This is a genomic window from Roseibium album (genome assembly GCF_001404515.1).
In the GTDB taxonomy this organism is placed as follows: domain Bacteria; phylum Pseudomonadota; class Alphaproteobacteria; order Rhizobiales; family Stappiaceae; genus Roseibium; species Roseibium album.
Window position 1 is genome coordinate 313,776 of the sequence record NZ_CXWE01000003.1, and the last position, 15,766, is coordinate 329,541.

Sequence of the window (15,766 nt, forward strand, 5' to 3'; positions counted from 1 at the left end):
TTCAGTCTCCCGACATTTCCCCGATCGAACGCAGGAGCAATTCGATATCCTGTGGCCGGGACAGCCTGTGATCTCCGTCGGGAACCAGGCTGAAGGTCACATCCTCTCGCGGAAGCGCCTCGACCAGACGTTGCGCGTGACTTGCCGGGACGTCCGGATCCTGTGCGCCCTGAATGATCGTGACCGGGACACCGAGATGAATGTCCCGGTCAAGGAGCAGGTGACTACGGCCATCCTCGATCAGCTTTCCGGTTATGACGTAAAGCTCGTCGGCGTAATCCGATGGTTGCGACCAGCGCCCATCCTGTTGGATCGCCTCACGAATCTCATCGGTAAAGCGCTGTTTCCACATCAGTTCTTCAGTGAAGTCAACGGCCGGCGCGATCAGAACGAGCCCCTTGATTCTGCCGGTTGGCTTCCGGCTCAACGCCAGCAGGAGTGAAATCCAGCCGCCCATCGACGATCCTATGAGGATGGTGTCCCGCTTGCAAAACCTGTCGAAGACGGCTTCCGCCTCTTCCAGCCAGTCGGAAACGCAAGCATTCTCGAAGTCGCCGCCGGAACGGCCGTGACCGGAATAATCGAAGCGAACCACTGCCTGATCCCTGCTTCGCCCGTACTCCGCAACAGCCTCGGCCTTGGTGCCGGTCATGTCGGATTTGAACCCGGACAACCAGAGCAGTGTCGGGTCCTTGCCGGAAACGACGTTCACAGCAATACTGCGCGTCTTGTCTCTTTTTCCGACCTGGATGAATTGCGGTTCCTGCACACCCATACTAAGGCTCTCATTCACTCTTTTTTCCCAACCCGCCATTTGGCACAGCTTCCCCAGTTAGAAAAGCTCTCCGGAGATCCGAATTGAGTCAACTTCCTCCCGCAACAACCGTGTTGCAAGTGATCCCGGATCTCAACTCCGGCGGTGCGGAAAGAACGACACTTGATGTTGCAAATGCAATCGTCGAAGCAGGCGGCACTGCACTGGTCGTCAGCCAGGGCGGACAACTGGTCGCCGAACTGGAAGCGGCTGGCGCGGAACATGTGGTGATGCCGGTCAAGTCAAAGAACCCGTGGACACTCTGGAAGAACGCCGCCAGTCTGGCTGACTTGATAGAAGCGCGGCAGGTAAACATCCTTCACGCACGCAGCCGGGCACCGGCATGGTCCGCCCTTCGCGCGGCAAGGCGCACGCGTACACCATTCGTGACGACTTACCATGGCACCTATAATCAGTCGAATTCCCTGAAAGCGTACTATAATTCGGTTATGGCCCGCGGGGACGCAGTCATCGCCAATTCGAATTTTATCGCGAATCTGATCAGGACCCGTCATCCGTTCGCCCGTGACAAGATTACCGTGATCCCGCGGGGGTCCGACCTGAAAGGCCTTAATCCCGAAAATGTCAGTGCACTGAGGCAGCAGGCTCTGAAAGACAGCTGGGGCATACCCTCCGGACATCCGATTGTACTGAACATGGCCCGTCTGACAGCCTGGAAAGGTCAGAAAGTCCTTGTCGAGGCGATGGCGATCCTGAAGGAATGGGGTTTCGACGAGCCGATTGCCATCCTGGCGGGCGATGCACAGGGACGCGACGGTTATGTCTCCGAACTCAAGAAGACGATTGCCGACAGAGGACTAGGGGATCAGGTCCGTCTCGTGGGCCATTGCACGGATGTCCCGGCAGCGCTGGCGTTGTCAGATCTGTCCGTGGTGGCCTCCGTAGAACCTGAGGCTTTTGGCCGTGCGGCCGTCGAAGCCCAGGCGGCAGGCATACCGGTGATAGTGTCAAATCACGGCGCGGTGCCCGAAACCGTGCTCGCCCCACCGGAAGTCGAAGAAGATCAACGCACCGGCTGGCGGGTCGCGCCGGGAGAGGAAGCAGCACTTGCTGACGTCATGAGAACGGCTCTCGCCCAGTTGCCTGAGGAAAGACAGGCGATGACATCGAGAGCTCTTGCCCATGTCCGGCAGAACTTTTCTGTCGAGACAATGTGTTCAAGGACGCTTGCAGTCTATGCCGGCCTCCTCGATCACGCTGCGAGCGGGTAGGCCTCCTCGACCAGATAAGGGCCGCCTCCGACACTCGACTTGGCCGAAAACAGCACGAAACGCCCGGCAACAAAGGGTTCCGCCTGAAAATTTCCGTGTTCGCTGAGCCACTTTGCAACGTCTTCGTTGGTCGACGTTTTGCAGCGTGCGATGGTCACATGCGGAATGTACTTGCGCCTTTCGGGAGGGAGTTGCAGTCGCTGCAGGATCCGCTCCTGTTCGGCTTGCAACTCGGCCAGTTGAGCCGTTGGTTCGACCCGGGCCCACACCGCATGCGGCTTTCCATTGCCAAACGACCCGAGGCCGTTCAGCCGGATTTCCACTGGCTCACGACGGACACGGTCGAGTGCAGCAGCCACCTCGTCGGCAGTTCGATCGTCAATATCGCCGATAAAACGCAAGGTAAGGTGATAGTTCTCTGGATCAATCCAGCGAGCGCCCCGGAGGCCTCCCCGGAGCATTGAGAGCAAGAGCGCCGTCTGGGACGGTATCTCAAGGCCTGTAAATAGGCGCGGCATGGGTACTCCCTCCGCTGTCGCTGACAAAAGCCATGAGGAATCAACTTCATGAAAATCGCAAGACAAAAATATAAGTTTTTGACGCTGAATCGGAATTCGGATTGGGCGATGTCGGCCAACTTGATTGATCGAAGGTCAATTTGGCAAATCGGCTGGAAGTGATTCTCTTGAGAGATTTTGCGCAGCAATCTCTTACGGTGCCGTGTTGCCGAATTCCTGATGAATCGCATCGATTTTGCCAAGCACGTCTTCGTTCAATGACAGATCAGCAGCGGCAATATCCGTTTCAAGCTGCTCCATCCGCGTTGCTCCGATAATCACGGATGTCATGAAACTGCGCGATTTTGCAAATGCAATTGCCATCTGTGCCGGATCGAGACCGGCTTCCTTCGCCAATGCGCAATACGCGTCCACTGCCTCGAATGTACGAGGGTGCTCGTAGCGCTGCATTTTGTTGAAAAGGGTTTTGCGCGCGCCTGTCGGCAAGGCTCCGTGACGGTACTTTCCGGTAAGGTACCCCTGCGCCAGTGACGAATAGGCCAGCAGGCCGACATTTTCCCGTCTTGACACCTCGGCAAGACCCGTCTCGAAGGTCCGGTTCACCATTGAGTAGGCATTCTGGATGGAAGCGATCCTGGGTACATCGTAAAGTTCCGAGGTCGTGACATAACGCATCGTTCCCCAGGCGCTTTCGTTCGAAACACCGATATGCCGAACCTTGCCCGCCTTGACCAGATCACCCATGATTTCCAGCGTCGACTGGATGCTGTTTTCATCTTCAACCGCTTCTGCATCCTGCCAGCGTGACGGATTGGAGCCGAAACCGGAAACGTTCCGGTCCGGCCAGTGGATCTGATAGAGATCAATGTAATCTGTCTGCAGGTTCTTGAGACTGCGGTCGACCGCAAACTCGATCTGCTTCCGGTTCAACTCACCTTTTTCTCTGTTGTCCCGGAACCAGTCCATGACGGTCCTGCCGACAACCTTGGTTGCCAGGACCACCTGGTCTCGATGGCCGGAATTTCTGAACCAGGTTCCGATGATCCGCTCTGTCCGCCCTTGCGTCTCCTTCTTAGCCGGGATGGGATAGAGTTCGGCGGCGTCAAGGAAATTGATACCTTTTTCAAAGGCGTAGTCCATCTGCGCGTGACCTTCGGCTTCCGAATTTTGTTCGCCAAAGGTCATTGTTCCAAGGCAAAGGGTACTCACCTGCACATCGGTGCGGCCAAGACGGCGCTGTTCCATCAGGAATTCCTTCGAATTTTGAATAGGGTATCCGGCATGCCAGAAAACTGAGTGGCCAGGAAAGAACCCTCAGGAAGACGAGGCTTTTGCCAAAAGCTCCTCCACTTTCGGCAGGATATTCTCAACAATGATCGCAACCCCATCCGCGTTGGGATGCATGCCATCGGATAGATTAAGGTTCGGGTTGAGCGCAACCCCTTCCAGGAAGAACGGGTAAAGCAGCGCATCGTGTGCCTGAGCAAGATCAGAATAGATCGGATCGAACGCCTCGGCATATTCCGGGCCGAGATTTCTGGGCGCAAGCATGCCGGCAAGCAGCACTTCTATGCCGCGGTCCCGCAATCGCCTCGTGATCTCGTTCAGGTTGTTGCGGGTGATATCAGGCTGAATGCCGCGCAACGCGTCATTGGCCCCCAACTCGACAATCACCGCATCGGCATCGGTTCCCACGGACCAGTCGAGGCGGGACAGTCCCCCGGAAGTCGTGTCCCCCGAAACACCGGCATTGACCACTTCAACCGAAAGACCCCTTGCATCAAGTGCCTTTTGCAGCTGCTCCGGAAATCCGTCCTGGGGAGCGAGTTGATACCCGGCGGACAGGCTGTCTCCCAGGACAACAAGCTTCAGGTCGGCGGATTGAACCGCAGTCGTTGACAAACAAAAAAGCAGAAAACACAAGGCTACACGGATTTGGTTCACGCTAAAACTCTTTCAGGACTGGAAGACCAGGCACATCAGGCCCATATGGTCGCACAGCGTCCAATTGTCGAGGGCAGATTTTGATAAGGAAGACGCTAATCATGTCCCTTGTAAAGGTTTAATGATGACAAATACTCCGGCGATCTCTCTCAAGAGCGTACATCTTACACTCGGCGAAGGTGCCGGTAGGGTACATATCCTCAAAGGGATCGACCTGGACATTTCCAAGGGAACGTCTGTTGGCCTTGTTGGACCGTCCGGGTCAGGCAAGTCGACACTTCTGATGGTGATGGCCGGTCTTGAACGGTCAGATGAAGGCACCGTTGTCGTCGCCGGTTCAGAACTTGGCCCCCTTTCGGAGGATCAACTCGCCCGGTTCCGTGGCCGCAATGTCGGCATCATATTCCAGTCTTTTCATCTCGTTCCCAACATGACTGCGCTGGAAAACGTCGCGGTGCCACTTGAATTGGCTGGCGATGCATCGGCTTTTGACAAAGCCAAAGCAGAATTGGACGCCGTCGGCCTCGGCCACAGGATGCATCACTACCCAGCGCAAATGTCCGGCGGTGAGCAGCAACGGGTTGCTGTCGCGCGCGCACTCGTCGTCGAACCTCAAATCCTGATCGCCGACGAGCCGACCGGTAATCTTGACGAGAGAACAGGCAACCAGATCGTCGATCTGATGTTCAATGCCCAACGCGAACGTGGGACAACCCTGGTGCTTGTCACACATGATCCGGGTCTTGCCGAAAGATGCGATCGTATGATCAGGGTCCGCTCCGGAGAGATCGAGGAAACACAATCCGACGCATTGGGTGAGCAGCAAGAGGTTTCTGCATGAGCAGCTTCGTTCCTGCGAACATGCAGAGAAGCAACCAGACCTTCGGGCTGGCCACGCGCTTCGCCTTGAGGGAGCTGCGGGGAGGACTGCGAGGCTTTTACATTTTCATCGCCTGCATAGCACTTGGTGTCGCCGCCATTGCTGGCGTAACCTCGGTCTCCCGGTCCCTCACCAACGGCATTGCAAACGAAGGTCAGGCGATCCTCGGTGGCGACCTGTCCTTTTCACTGATTCACCGGCAGGCCGGGGAGGAGGAAGCCGCCTTTCTGGACACGCTCGGATCCGTATCTCGCGTCGCCACGTTGCGGGCAATGTCACGGCGTTCCGATACGGGAGATCAGGCTCTCGTCGAATTGAAGGCCGTCGACAATTCTTACCCGCTATACGGCTCGCTCGATCTTGCCTCAGGCCAGATGCTTGGCGATGCACTCGCAAAACGCGACGGGGTCTGGGGCGCCGTTGCGGACCTGGCTCTTCTGGCGCGGCTTGACATTTCCGTCGGCGAGACACTGTCCCTGGGTCGCACGACTGTACGCGTTACCGATGTTATCGAGGCTGAACCCGACAAGCTTGCAGGCGGAATGGAATTCGGTCCGAGGTTAATGATTTCGGATGCCGCGATCGGCGACACCGACCTTGTGCAACCCGGCAGCCTGGTTCGCTGGCACTATCGCGTGCGATTGTCCCCCGCGCCTGACATCGACGATCTCGGAAACGTCATCGAACAGGCCAAGAACGCGACACCCGAAAGCGCATGGAGAATCCGCTCACGTGCCAATGCCTCGCCCGGTCTGCAACGCAGCATCGGGCGTTTCGCACAATTTCTGACGCTGGTCGGGCTGACGGCGCTGGTCGTTGGCGGGGTTGGCGTCGCCAACGCGATCCGTGCCTATCTTGAAACCAAGCGGGAAGTCATCGCCAGCTTCAAGTGTCTTGGCGCGACCGGAGACTTCGTCTTCAGGATCTACCTTGTCCAGACGCTGGTCATCGCCATGATCGGTATCTTGATCGGCCTGGTGATCGGAGCATTGATACCGTTCGCTGCCGGCGCCGCACTCTCCGGTGTGCTGCCCGTCCAGCTCGCCGCAAGCATTTATCCGGCGGAGCTCGGACTTGGACTGCTCTATGGTCTGCTGACGGCCCTGGCTTTTGCCCTGTGGCCGCTCGGCCGCGCCCACGACGTTCCACCAACGGCATTGTTCCGGGACATTGTGACCGGTGGCTCCAAGCTTCCGCGCAAGCGGTATCTCACGGCAACGGCGGTTACGGTGCTGCTGCTTGCGGGAATTGCAATCGTCCTGTCCAGCGACAAGTTTATCGCCAGCGTCTACATCATTGCCTCGGCCGGCGCGTTTGTTCTGCTCGTGGCTGTCGCCCGCGCCATCATGTTTGTCGCCCGCCGGTTGCCCGGCGTCCGATCGACCGAATTGCGGCTGGCGATTGCAAATATCCACCGCCCGGGCGCACTGACATCTTCTGTGGTGCTCTCTCTCGGTCTCGGCCTGTCGCTTCTTGTGGCCCTGGCACTCATTGACGGAAATCTGCGCCGCGAACTCACGGCAACCATGGCCGACCGGGCTCCGAGCTTCTTTTTTGTCGACATCCAGAGCCACGAACGCGATGCCTTCGAGCAGGCGCTGAAGGATCAGGCGCCGGGCGGAGAACTGCAGAGCGTGCCCATGCTGCGCGGCCGGATCATCAGTCTGAACGGTATTCCGGCTGATGAATTCGAACCGGCGCAAGAAGGATCGGACTGGGTTCTGCGAGGCGATCGCGGCATCACCTACGAAGGCACCGTGCCGCCGAACTCCAAGCTGGTTGAAGGCAGCTGGTGGCCTGAAGACTACTCCGGAAAGCCCCTTCTTTCGTTTGATGCTGAAGCCGGAACAGAGCTGGGTCTCAAGATTGGCGATCAGATCACCCTCAATGTTCTCGGCCGTGAAATCACTGCCGAGATTGCCAATTTCCGGGATGTCGAATGGCAGTCCCTTTCGATCAACTTCGTGATGGTGTTCTCGCCCAACACATTTGCCGGCGCGCCGCATGCACATCTGATGACCCTCGGCTGGGAGGATGACGTTTCGACAGAAGCCGAGCTCGAACTTTTGAAATCCGTTTCCAATACATTTCCGACAGTCACGGCGGTTCGGGTGAAGGACGCGATTGCCCAGGTCAATGACCTCGTATCCCAGCTCGCATGGGCGATCCGCGGCGCAAGTTCGATCACACTGATCGCAAGCGTCCTGGTCCTTGCCGGTGCACTCGCGGCAGGGCACAGAAGCAGGATCTACGACGCGGTGATCCTGAAAACGCTCGGTGCAACGCGTCCGAGGCTGATACTTGCCTATGCTCTTGAATACGCGATCCTGGGTCTGACAACCGCGGTCTTTGCACTTGTCGCCGGTGGTCTGGCGGCCTGGTTCGTTATCACGCAGATCATGGATGGTTCATTTGTTCTCATGCCCGTCACCGCCGCCGGTGCAGCCGTGGTCGCCCTGGTACTGACCGTCGGTTTCGGTCTGATCGGCACCTGGCGCATCTTGGGTGAAAAGCCGGCGCCTGTGCTCCGAAATCTCTGACAACCGCGCTGTCGACGAAGCAGGAAGTCAGGAATGTGCCGGAAGAAACCGAACATTCCTGACGAACTTCTCGCAAGTCCGGCTTGCATGCTCTTGTGATCTTGGATATCCGGATATCAACGGGACGAGATCGAAAGAAGGGCAGGGTCAATGTTTGAATTTCCGACAAAATTCGTACTGAAATTATTAGCCAGGTCTGCAGCACTTGCTGCTGTGGCCACGATTCCATTTTCGGCACCGGCACTCGCCGAGAGCCCTTTCCATACCGGCGTCTGGCAATTGAACACGCCGGAAGGCCCGCGGGGCCTCGTCGTCAGTGACTGGCTGGTGTTCGAGGACGGTTTGCCGAAACGCTGGCTCTATCGCCGCGCAGGCACAAACGATGAAAACCAGTTCGACTTCTTCAGCCGCACCATGGGCGATTCAGGATATACGCCTGTTGGCATACGCGTTTACCGGACAGGCGAGAATGCAATGAAATACACGCTCGCCCCCAAGGGTGAGGAACCGGTTGAAGTCTCGGCGGTACGCCTCTCCATTCCCAACTTTGAAAATTCCTGCCTTTCGGTCGAGAAGAAAGGCAAGCGCTTTTTCGGCAACTGGGTCGGCACCAGCGGCTCCAAGCTCAAGAAACTGAATGTCGGCAAGAACAAGATCACCATCGACGGTGAAGCGCGCGAAATTTCGATAGAGGAAGTTCGGGTCGGCCGTATGGGCATCACCGAAGGTGGCAAGCCGATTGCCTTTCTGACGGACGCGGGAGGCGACTATGCCGTGCTTCAATGGTTCAAGCCCGGCGTAACCGTTGAACAGATGCGCAACAAGGAACGTGAAATTCTGGATTTTACGTCCGAAGAAATCGTTCGAAATCCGGGCGGTGACTGCGACAGGCAGATAGCATCCCGCCTAAAGGCGATGAAATAACTTTCATTCTTTTAAGCATAATGGCTTATAATGCGGTCTGGAGCAGGTAGATTAAGATTTTTTCACAAATCCTGTCTTGTGCTCCTGTCCGCATTTTCCCATATGTTGAGGGAGTTGTGCTGCACGTAATGGTACATGCAATAAACGATCTAGAAGGGGATTCACGCAACCATGTCGACCTTTGACCGTCAAAATCAAGGCGCCTATACCGTTGCCGGCTCGCGCGCCGAGGCCGGCATCGATCAGGGCCTGCGCGCCTATATGCTGGGCGTCTACAACTACATGACAATCGGCCTGGCACTGACCGGTTTCGCTGCTCTTGGCACCTTTGCGATGGTGTCGAGCAACCCAGGCCTCGCACAGACCCTGTTCAGCGGTCCGCTCTATTTCGTGCTTCTGTTCGCACCTTTGGGAATGGTGATGTGGTTATCGTTCCGCATCCAGTCCATGAGTGCATCGACCGCCCGGACAATGTTCCTGGTGTATGCAGCCGTGATGGGCGTTTCGCTTGCACCGATCTTCATGATTTATACAGGTGGATCGATTGCGCGCGTGTTCTTCATCACTGCCGCCGCGTTCGGCTCGCTGAGCCTGTTCGGATACACCACGAAGAAGGACCTGACCGGTTGGGGATCGTTCCTGATGATGGGCCTGTTCGGCATCATCATTGCGATGATTGTGAATATCTTCCTGCAATCGTCCGCCATGCAGTTCGCCATCTCCGTGATCGGTGTTCTGGTGTTCGCCGGCCTGACGGCCTACGACACCCAGAAGATCAAGGAAATGTACTACGAAGGCGACAGCAGTGAAGTCGCAACCAAGAAGTCCGTCATGGGCGCGCTGCGCCTCTACCTCGACTTCATCAACATGTTCCTGATGCTGTTGCAGCTGTTCGGCAACCGCGACTAAGCAGCCCATCAGACAAATAAACAGAAAAGCCCGGCAGAAGCCGGGCTTTTTTTATGCCTGAACAAACAGGGTTATCAGGCGTCGACGACGCGCAGATGTTTTTTCTTCTCGAGAACACGCAGGACCTGAGCCAGGTCGTGACCGCGCTTCATGATCATGCCACCCGGAGCAACAACGGAATATGCGCCCTGCTTGCGGGCAAGCTTCGGGTCTTTTTCGATGCGATAGAGCGGCATCTCGGAGGACCGTCGAAACACCGAAAAAACCGCCCGGTCGTTCAAGAGATCGATAGCATAATCGCGCCATTCCCCATCAGCGACCATGAGGCCATAGAGGCGCAGTATCGTATCAAGTTCTCGCCGGTTGAAGGCTACAACAGATCTGGAAGACAGAGCCGGTTGGCTTAGCGGCGACGGGTTGGTTCCCGCGCCGCGCTGAAACGCGCTGTCATCGGCTTCGCTCATTCCGCCTCCTTACTGTTCACGACCTGCGCCGTTCAAGAACCCCGATAAAAGAGTTTCCGCCTTTACCTTGTTGTCATGATGCGTTGGCTTTGGGTCGAATGGCAAGCCCGGTGGCTCAGAAACATTTTCAGGCTCGCGACCATGTCGCCGCTTGCAGTCGCTTTTGGCGGGTAAAAATCAAAAAACGGACGTAACGGAAGTTTGCCCCGAAAGAATGATCAAAATTCCATGATTTCGCCGCAATGCAGCCCTTGGCAAGTCAAATTAGCTCCCCATATTTCTATTATACCCTGATGGGTATGACAGGTAGGGACCGCGGAATGCATTAGCCCCCCAGCCCCCCGGGGTTCTTACCGGTCAACCAGGTTTACTTAGTCAAACATCAGGGCAACTGAAGGGCCGGCTATATGCCGGCCCTTTTCATGTTCAGGCTGTACGATTCCGTCGACCTGTTCACCGGCAATGACGGATTATCCGTGAGCCTGGGGAACTGGTTTCATTTTTCGCGTTTCTGCAACCAATTGCCACTTTTCCAATCCCTCTCTTGATGTATCCTTTTCTCAGGATGACCACGGACCTGATAGATCTTCGTGCGGCTCGAGCCGCAGATTGCAACGCGCTGGCAGACATTCACAGCGCGGCCTGGCTGGGTGCGTATCGTGGCCTTCTGCAAGGTGTTGATCTTCAGAAAATGGTCTCCCGCCGCGGCACGGGATGGTGGCGAGGCGCGTTGGCACGTGGGGTGGACATAAAGCTTCTCTGCGTTGCCGACATCCCGGCCGGCTATGCCACCTTCGGCCCCTGTCGCCTGCTCGATACCGGCATGGAAGGCGAGATCTACGAATTGTATCTCAAACCTGAATACCAGGGTCTTGGCTTTGGCCGAACACTTTTCGGCAATGTCCGTAAAACATTGCGTTCCCAAAGACTTCGCGGGCTTGCTGTCCAGGTCCTGAGCGACAATCAGCCGGCCCGGAACTTCTACCGGGCAGTCGGTGGCAAGCTGACGGCAAAATCCTGGTACCGGCTTGGAGGGCGCCGGATGGAGCTGTCCATCTATGCCTGGCCGCAAGCCAATTGATGAGCCCTGCATCTCAGCATTTAGGTGCAATGCAAAATAAAGGGCTTGAACTTCGCCAGCGGGATTGCGATAGACGGCAGCAACGATCAACAGGAGTTTGTGATGCGTATCGACGCCGTGCCGATTGGCAAGAACCCGCCTGAAGACATCAATGTCATCATTGAAGTGCCCGTCGGAGGCGAGCCGATCAAATACGAGATGGATAAGGACGCTGGCGCCATGTATGTCGACCGGTTTCTCTATACCCCGATGCGTTACCCGGGCAACTACGGTTTCGTTCCGCACACATTGTGTGGCGATGGAGACCCGATCGACGTGGTCGTCGTCAACCAGCGCCCTGTCGTGCCGGGTGCGATCATGTCCTGTCGTCCGATCGGTGTTCTCTTGATGGAAGACGAGTCGGGCCAGGACGAGAAAATCATCGCGGTTCCGGGTCACAAGGTCACCAAGCGTTACGACGCGGTGCTCGACATCACCGACCTGCCACAGATCACTGTCGATCAGGTCAAGCACTTCTTCGAGCATTACAAGGATCTTGAGCCAGGCAAGTGGGTGAAGATCACCGGTGTCGAAGGCGCTGAAGTTGCGAAAAGACTGATCGCGGAATCCATTGAGCGCGCTCAGGTCGAAGCCGCAGAATAAACTGCAACAGAACCTGGACAAAGGCCCGCGCGAGGCTGCCTAACGATCAGTTGCAGCCTCGATGCGCTCCATGTCCTGATCGGACAGACCGAAATGGTGTCCGATTTCATGGATCAATACATGGGCAACCACCTCTCCCAATGTATCGTCCATGGCGGCCCAGTAGTCCAGGATAGGCCTGCGGAACAGCCAGATACGGTTAGGCATCTGCCCGCTCCACTCAATGTCACCACCCTGCGCAAGACCCTGCCCTTCGAACAATCCCAGCAGATCATGCGGATCTTCGATTGAAAGTGCGTCCAGAACGTCGTCCGGGGCATAGTCGGCAAGACTGATCTGGATATGACCACAGCGCAGCAGGACGTCGTCCGGCAATCCTGCCAGGACTTCGCTCGCCATCTGCTCGAAATCGGCCAGTTCCGGAGCTTTGCGTTCAGACCAGCCACTGCGGCTTATCGGTCGGACGGATGCCATGTTGCCTGCCTTGATCCTTCAGGAGATTATTTGCCTACAGGTAGGTCACCACGAGGTAGATCACCAGTCCAATCGCAAAGACCAGCCCTGCACCGCGGCCTATCCGGGTGCCCCAGACCTCGATCTGGTCGTCTTCGTTCTTGTCGGCCGCACTCATGTGGCCCTTGGCGCGGTCCGCCATTCGAACAAATGTCGAGCCGGCAATGGTCTCACTTTCAGCCCCGACCCGGTCGAGTGATCTTAAAGCGTCCTCGCGCTGCCGTTCCTTGGAATCCTTGTTTTTGCTCATACGCTCACAGTGGCCTTGTTTCTCCCCTGTTTCAATAGAAACACGGCAAGCAGGCTAAGGGCTGCCAGCCCGGCGGACGCAACTGCGTTCCAGCCTGCAAAGGAAAGACCAAGCATCCGCCAACTGGCTTCCGTACAGCTGACGACGCGCGTGGACTGCAATGCCTGCAGCATGTTTGAAGCCGAAGCCGGCGCTGCACTGCCGCCGCCGCAGTCGTTCGGGCCATCCCAGAACTGCCACTCCGCACCGGCCTGATAAACGCCCAGGCCAGCCCCGTAGGCAAAAATCGCTGCTGCAGCCAGAAGCGTCAGCATCGCAAGCCGGTTCCGCTGCTGTGACAGCAGGATCAGCGCAAGGGCCGTAAGCGGCAATCCGGCATAATAGGGAATACGTTGCTCAAGACAAAGCTTGCAGGGCACGTAGCCGCCAATCAGCTGAAATCCCCAGGCAGTCGCAATCACGACAAGTCCGCCGAGCAGAGAGAGGCCAACCAAATTTCTTGCCCATTGATATTGGGTCATTGTTTCCACTTCACTCAGATGTACCGTAACAAAATGAAGCCGCCGACCAGCAACACCACGAAGAGGGTGAACATGAGACCAAGGCGCTTCTCGATGAAATCCTTGATCACTGGTCCGAACAGATAAAGCAGTCCGGCGACGACAAAAAACCTCAAACCCCTCGAAACAATACTCGCAACAACAAAAACCGGAAGGCTCAGACCGGCAACACCGGAGGCTATCGTTATCACCTTGTAGGGGAACGGTGTCAGACCGGCGATGAAGACGAACCACCAACCCCAGTGATTGAATACGTCACGGAATTCGTCGAATTTTTCCATCTTGCCATAAAAGGACAGGATCGGCACGGCAACCTGCTCGAACAGGAACATGCCGATCAGATATCCGAGCACCCCACCTGCGACCGACGCAACCGTGCACAACAAGGCGTACCACCAGGCCTTTTCCCGGCGGGCAATCACCATCGGGATCAGCAGGATATCGGGTGGAATCGGAAAGACGGAACTTTCAACGAACGATACGGATCCCAACGCGGCGGGTGCGCGTGGTCCGGCGGCAAGGGACAACGTCCAGTCATAAAGGCGTCTGATCATTCCGTTCCATTAGCCGCCCTCGCTTGAAATGTCATCAATGGATGTGCGCATTTTCGCAATCCGGTTTGAAAGAAAGGCCAACGCACCCGTCCTGGGCACTCAAGTGACTCGAATTCAGAACATGGCCCCGAAACAAGCGTGTTGAATATTCGGAAACAAGTTCAAATTCTGAGTGAATTATCCAATATTTTGGCAAACATTTTCAAATAAATATTCTTTGTTTTGCGTTTAAAAAAATAAACACTGCATAAATTCAGACTTTCTCCTTCAATTGATCATCAATTTGTCACACCTTCGCCACAGATATACTGATCAATTACTAAAGGAAACCAGGTATTTTGTGAACAAAACCACGTTCGATTTCATTGACATCCAGCAAAGCTGAGGAGGGGAATTCGATGGCAAGCCAGTACGCGACGTCGGATGCGACACTTGATTACACCGTCAGTGATCAGTGGCAAGACGGGTTTGTGGGGCGAATGGCCCTGTCTTCCCAAGAAGGAGCGAACGGTTGGCGCATTGCATTTCGGCTGGATGCCGAGATTGACGCGATCTGGAATGCCCGCATCATTTCTCACATCAATGACACCTATGTCATCGAAGGTGTCTCTTACAATAGCAGCCTGACCGCGGGTGACACGGCAACATTCGGATTTACGGCCCGGGGAACAGACACATCCATAGATGCGGACAGTGTTTCGATAGACAGTACGCCGGTCGAAACCGGACCCGTCGACCCGGATCCAGAAGAACCTGACCCCGGTGAGCCTGATCCTGTGGACCCGGCGCCAGTCGACCCATCACCTGGTCCGGGCGACTATGTCGATATTACCTCTTTCGGCAACTTCCACGGCAGCAGCAGCCACACCGGTCACGATGAACTCCATGGCGGGCGCACGGCCATCACCACGGAAGCACTCGTGGCTTACAACGGATTGCGCAATTTTCTCGGCTACCAGAACGCGGAACTGGAGACAATCGGCCGATGGGCCTTCGACAACGACCTCACGAACAATGACCAGGCATGGGGTCAGGACTTGCAGGGTGTTGGCCTCTACTACGCGATGCAGGCAGCAAAGGTTGGCTGGATCCGCGACAATGCGTTTGACCCGCAACTCCTGGCCGATATCCAGCGCACGGCACGGCTCGGCGATCCGGCCGATGTCATGACAATGGTCGAGGCAAACAGTCACGAGGGTTTTGCGGACTACCTCATTCAAAACGGACTTGTCGGGACATTCATCAACACGCTGAAGATGGAACCACACTACGGCGGCTGGATGCACGGGCGCGTTCACGGCGACCTGACCTTTCCGGATGGTGATGGTGCCCGGGCTCATGACGTCAACCACCTGACAGTGCTCAGCCATGACCAGACGCAGCCATTCATGAATGACACGTTCGACTGGCCGCAATGGAGCGCCCTGGACGTGCCTCATCAGGACGTCATCGACTATTTTCAGTCCATGGTCATTCTTGGTGATCCTCTTGGCGACGCCCTGCCGGATGGCAGTGCACCCGACCCGGTTGATCCTGATCCCGTCGATCCTGATCCGGTAGACCCAGATCCGGTTGATCCGGACCCTGTGGATCCCGCGTCAGGTCTGTCGGCGGAGTTTCGGGTCGTCAATGACTGGGGACACGGCGCAACGCTCAACATCGTGGTCAGCAACGACGGAACCGAAGACGTCTCGGACTGGGATCTTGAATTTACGCTCGGGTCGGACATACAGCACATCTGGAACGCAGTGGTGGAGTCTCAGGAAGGAGACCGGTACTCGATCGATGACGCAGGTTACAATGCCGGAATCAGTGCCGGCGAAACGATTACGGTCGGTTTCAACACCACGACCGGCGGGTTCGACGTCGCACAGCTCAATGAGGAGGCACAATTCCTCTTCTAGGATGGAATTCCGTTCATAGGCATCTGATGCGGACCGG

General features: G+C 56.4%; 17 protein-coding genes. 8 read left to right on the forward strand and 9 right to left on the reverse strand.

Annotation, left to right across the window (positions count from 1 at the left end):
* Position 1: 1 nt before the first annotated feature.
* The gene (locus LA5095_RS10925) at positions 2 to 775 is read right to left on the reverse strand and encodes an alpha/beta hydrolase (RefSeq protein ID WP_055114832.1); all 774 of its coding nucleotides are present in this window, start codon (positions 773 to 775) and stop codon (positions 2 to 4) included.
* Positions 776 to 858: 83 nt separating this feature from the next.
* On the opposite strand from LA5095_RS10925, the gene LA5095_RS10930 reads away from it, so the two are divergent.
* Positions 859 to 2,046, forward strand: a complete 1,188-nt coding sequence (locus LA5095_RS10930) for a glycosyltransferase family 4 protein (protein WP_055114834.1) — start codon at positions 859 to 861, stop codon at positions 2,044 to 2,046.
* Here LA5095_RS10930 and thpR read toward each other — a convergent pair.
* The 3 genes from thpR to LA5095_RS10945 all read right to left on the reverse strand — a co-directional run bounded on the left by thpR (position 2,028) and on the right by LA5095_RS10945 (position 4,487).
* Positions 2,028 to 2,564, reverse strand: a complete 537-nt coding sequence (thpR, locus tag LA5095_RS10935; protein WP_029062666.1) for an RNA 2',3'-cyclic phosphodiesterase — start codon at positions 2,562 to 2,564, stop codon at positions 2,028 to 2,030. The two genes, LA5095_RS10930 and thpR, sit on opposite strands and share 19 nt — an antisense overlap.
* Positions 2,565 to 2,756: 192 nt before the next feature.
* A complete protein-coding gene (locus tag LA5095_RS10940; RefSeq protein WP_055114835.1) occupies positions 2,757 to 3,809 on the reverse strand; it encodes an NADP(H)-dependent aldo-keto reductase in 1,053 nt (350 codons plus the stop codon).
* A 69-nt stretch (positions 3,810 to 3,878) separates the two neighbouring features.
* The gene (locus tag LA5095_RS10945) at positions 3,879 to 4,487 is read right to left on the reverse strand and encodes an arylesterase (protein ID WP_209013187.1); all 609 of its coding nucleotides are present in this window, start codon (positions 4,485 to 4,487) and stop codon (positions 3,879 to 3,881) included.
* A 145-nt stretch (positions 4,488 to 4,632) separates the two neighbouring features.
* Between LA5095_RS10945 and LA5095_RS10950 the strand changes: the two genes are divergently transcribed.
* From LA5095_RS10950 to LA5095_RS10965, 4 genes are all read left to right on the forward strand, one after another.
* Positions 4,633 to 5,349, forward strand: coding sequence for an ABC transporter ATP-binding protein (locus LA5095_RS10950; protein WP_055115602.1), 717 nt, complete (start codon positions 4,633 to 4,635; stop codon positions 5,347 to 5,349).
* Positions 5,346 to 7,928: an ABC transporter permease gene (locus LA5095_RS10955; protein WP_082442494.1), complete on the forward strand. Its 2,583-nt coding sequence runs from the start codon at positions 5,346 to 5,348 to the stop codon at positions 7,926 to 7,928. Before LA5095_RS10950 ends, LA5095_RS10955 begins: the two co-directional genes overlap by 4 nt.
* A gap of 150 nt (positions 7,929 to 8,078) precedes the next feature.
* A complete protein-coding gene (locus tag LA5095_RS10960; protein WP_055114837.1) occupies positions 8,079 to 8,852 on the forward strand; it encodes a hypothetical protein in 774 nt (257 codons plus the stop codon).
* A 171-nt stretch (positions 8,853 to 9,023) separates the two neighbouring features.
* Positions 9,024 to 9,761 (forward strand): Bax inhibitor-1/YccA family protein, encoded by a 738-nt coding sequence (locus LA5095_RS10965; protein WP_029062672.1) that lies wholly within the window; start codon positions 9,024 to 9,026, stop codon positions 9,759 to 9,761.
* A 74-nt stretch (positions 9,762 to 9,835) separates the two neighbouring features.
* Here the strand turns inward: LA5095_RS10965 and LA5095_RS10970 are convergent, their stop codons facing one another.
* Positions 9,836 to 10,225 carry a DUF2794 domain-containing protein gene (locus LA5095_RS10970; protein ID WP_055114839.1) on the reverse strand — a complete coding sequence of 130 codons (390 nt, stop codon included), beginning with the start codon at positions 10,223 to 10,225 and terminating at the stop codon, positions 9,836 to 9,838.
* A gap of 547 nt (positions 10,226 to 10,772) precedes the next feature.
* Between LA5095_RS10970 and LA5095_RS10975 the strand changes: the two genes are divergently transcribed.
* Both LA5095_RS10975 and ppa read left to right on the forward strand, forming a co-directional pair.
* Entirely contained in the window at positions 10,773 to 11,306 is a 534-nt protein-coding gene (locus tag LA5095_RS10975; RefSeq protein ID WP_055114841.1) for a GNAT family N-acetyltransferase, read from the forward strand.
* A gap of 102 nt (positions 11,307 to 11,408) precedes the next feature.
* A complete protein-coding gene (ppa, locus tag LA5095_RS10980; protein WP_055115606.1) occupies positions 11,409 to 11,948 on the forward strand; it encodes an inorganic diphosphatase in 540 nt (179 codons plus the stop codon).
* A gap of 39 nt (positions 11,949 to 11,987) precedes the next feature.
* On the opposite strand, the gene LA5095_RS10985 is transcribed toward ppa, so the two are convergent.
* From LA5095_RS10985 to LA5095_RS11000, 4 genes are read right to left on the reverse strand one after another with little or no spacing between them, the layout of a single operon-like run.
* A complete protein-coding gene (locus LA5095_RS10985) occupies positions 11,988 to 12,422 on the reverse strand; it encodes a metallopeptidase family protein (RefSeq protein ID WP_055114844.1) in 435 nt (144 codons plus the stop codon).
* A 34-nt stretch (positions 12,423 to 12,456) separates the two neighbouring features.
* Positions 12,457 to 12,711: a hypothetical protein gene (locus tag LA5095_RS10990; protein WP_055114846.1), complete on the reverse strand. Its 255-nt coding sequence runs from the start codon at positions 12,709 to 12,711 to the stop codon at positions 12,457 to 12,459.
* Positions 12,708 to 13,232, reverse strand: coding sequence for a disulfide bond formation protein B (locus LA5095_RS10995; RefSeq protein ID WP_055114848.1), 525 nt, complete (start codon positions 13,230 to 13,232; stop codon positions 12,708 to 12,710). The genes LA5095_RS10990 and LA5095_RS10995 overlap by 4 nt, the downstream gene beginning before the upstream one ends.
* 14 nt (positions 13,233 to 13,246) lie before the next feature.
* Positions 13,247 to 13,825: a YqaA family protein gene (locus LA5095_RS11000; RefSeq protein ID WP_055114849.1), complete on the reverse strand. Its 579-nt coding sequence runs from the start codon at positions 13,823 to 13,825 to the stop codon at positions 13,247 to 13,249.
* Positions 13,826 to 14,223: 398 nt separating this feature from the next.
* On the opposite strand from LA5095_RS11000, the gene LA5095_RS11005 reads away from it, so the two are divergent.
* Positions 14,224 to 15,729 (forward strand): cellulose binding domain-containing protein, encoded by a 1,506-nt coding sequence (locus LA5095_RS11005; RefSeq protein WP_055114851.1) that lies wholly within the window; start codon positions 14,224 to 14,226, stop codon positions 15,727 to 15,729.
* Positions 15,730 to 15,766: the final 37 nt, after the last annotated feature.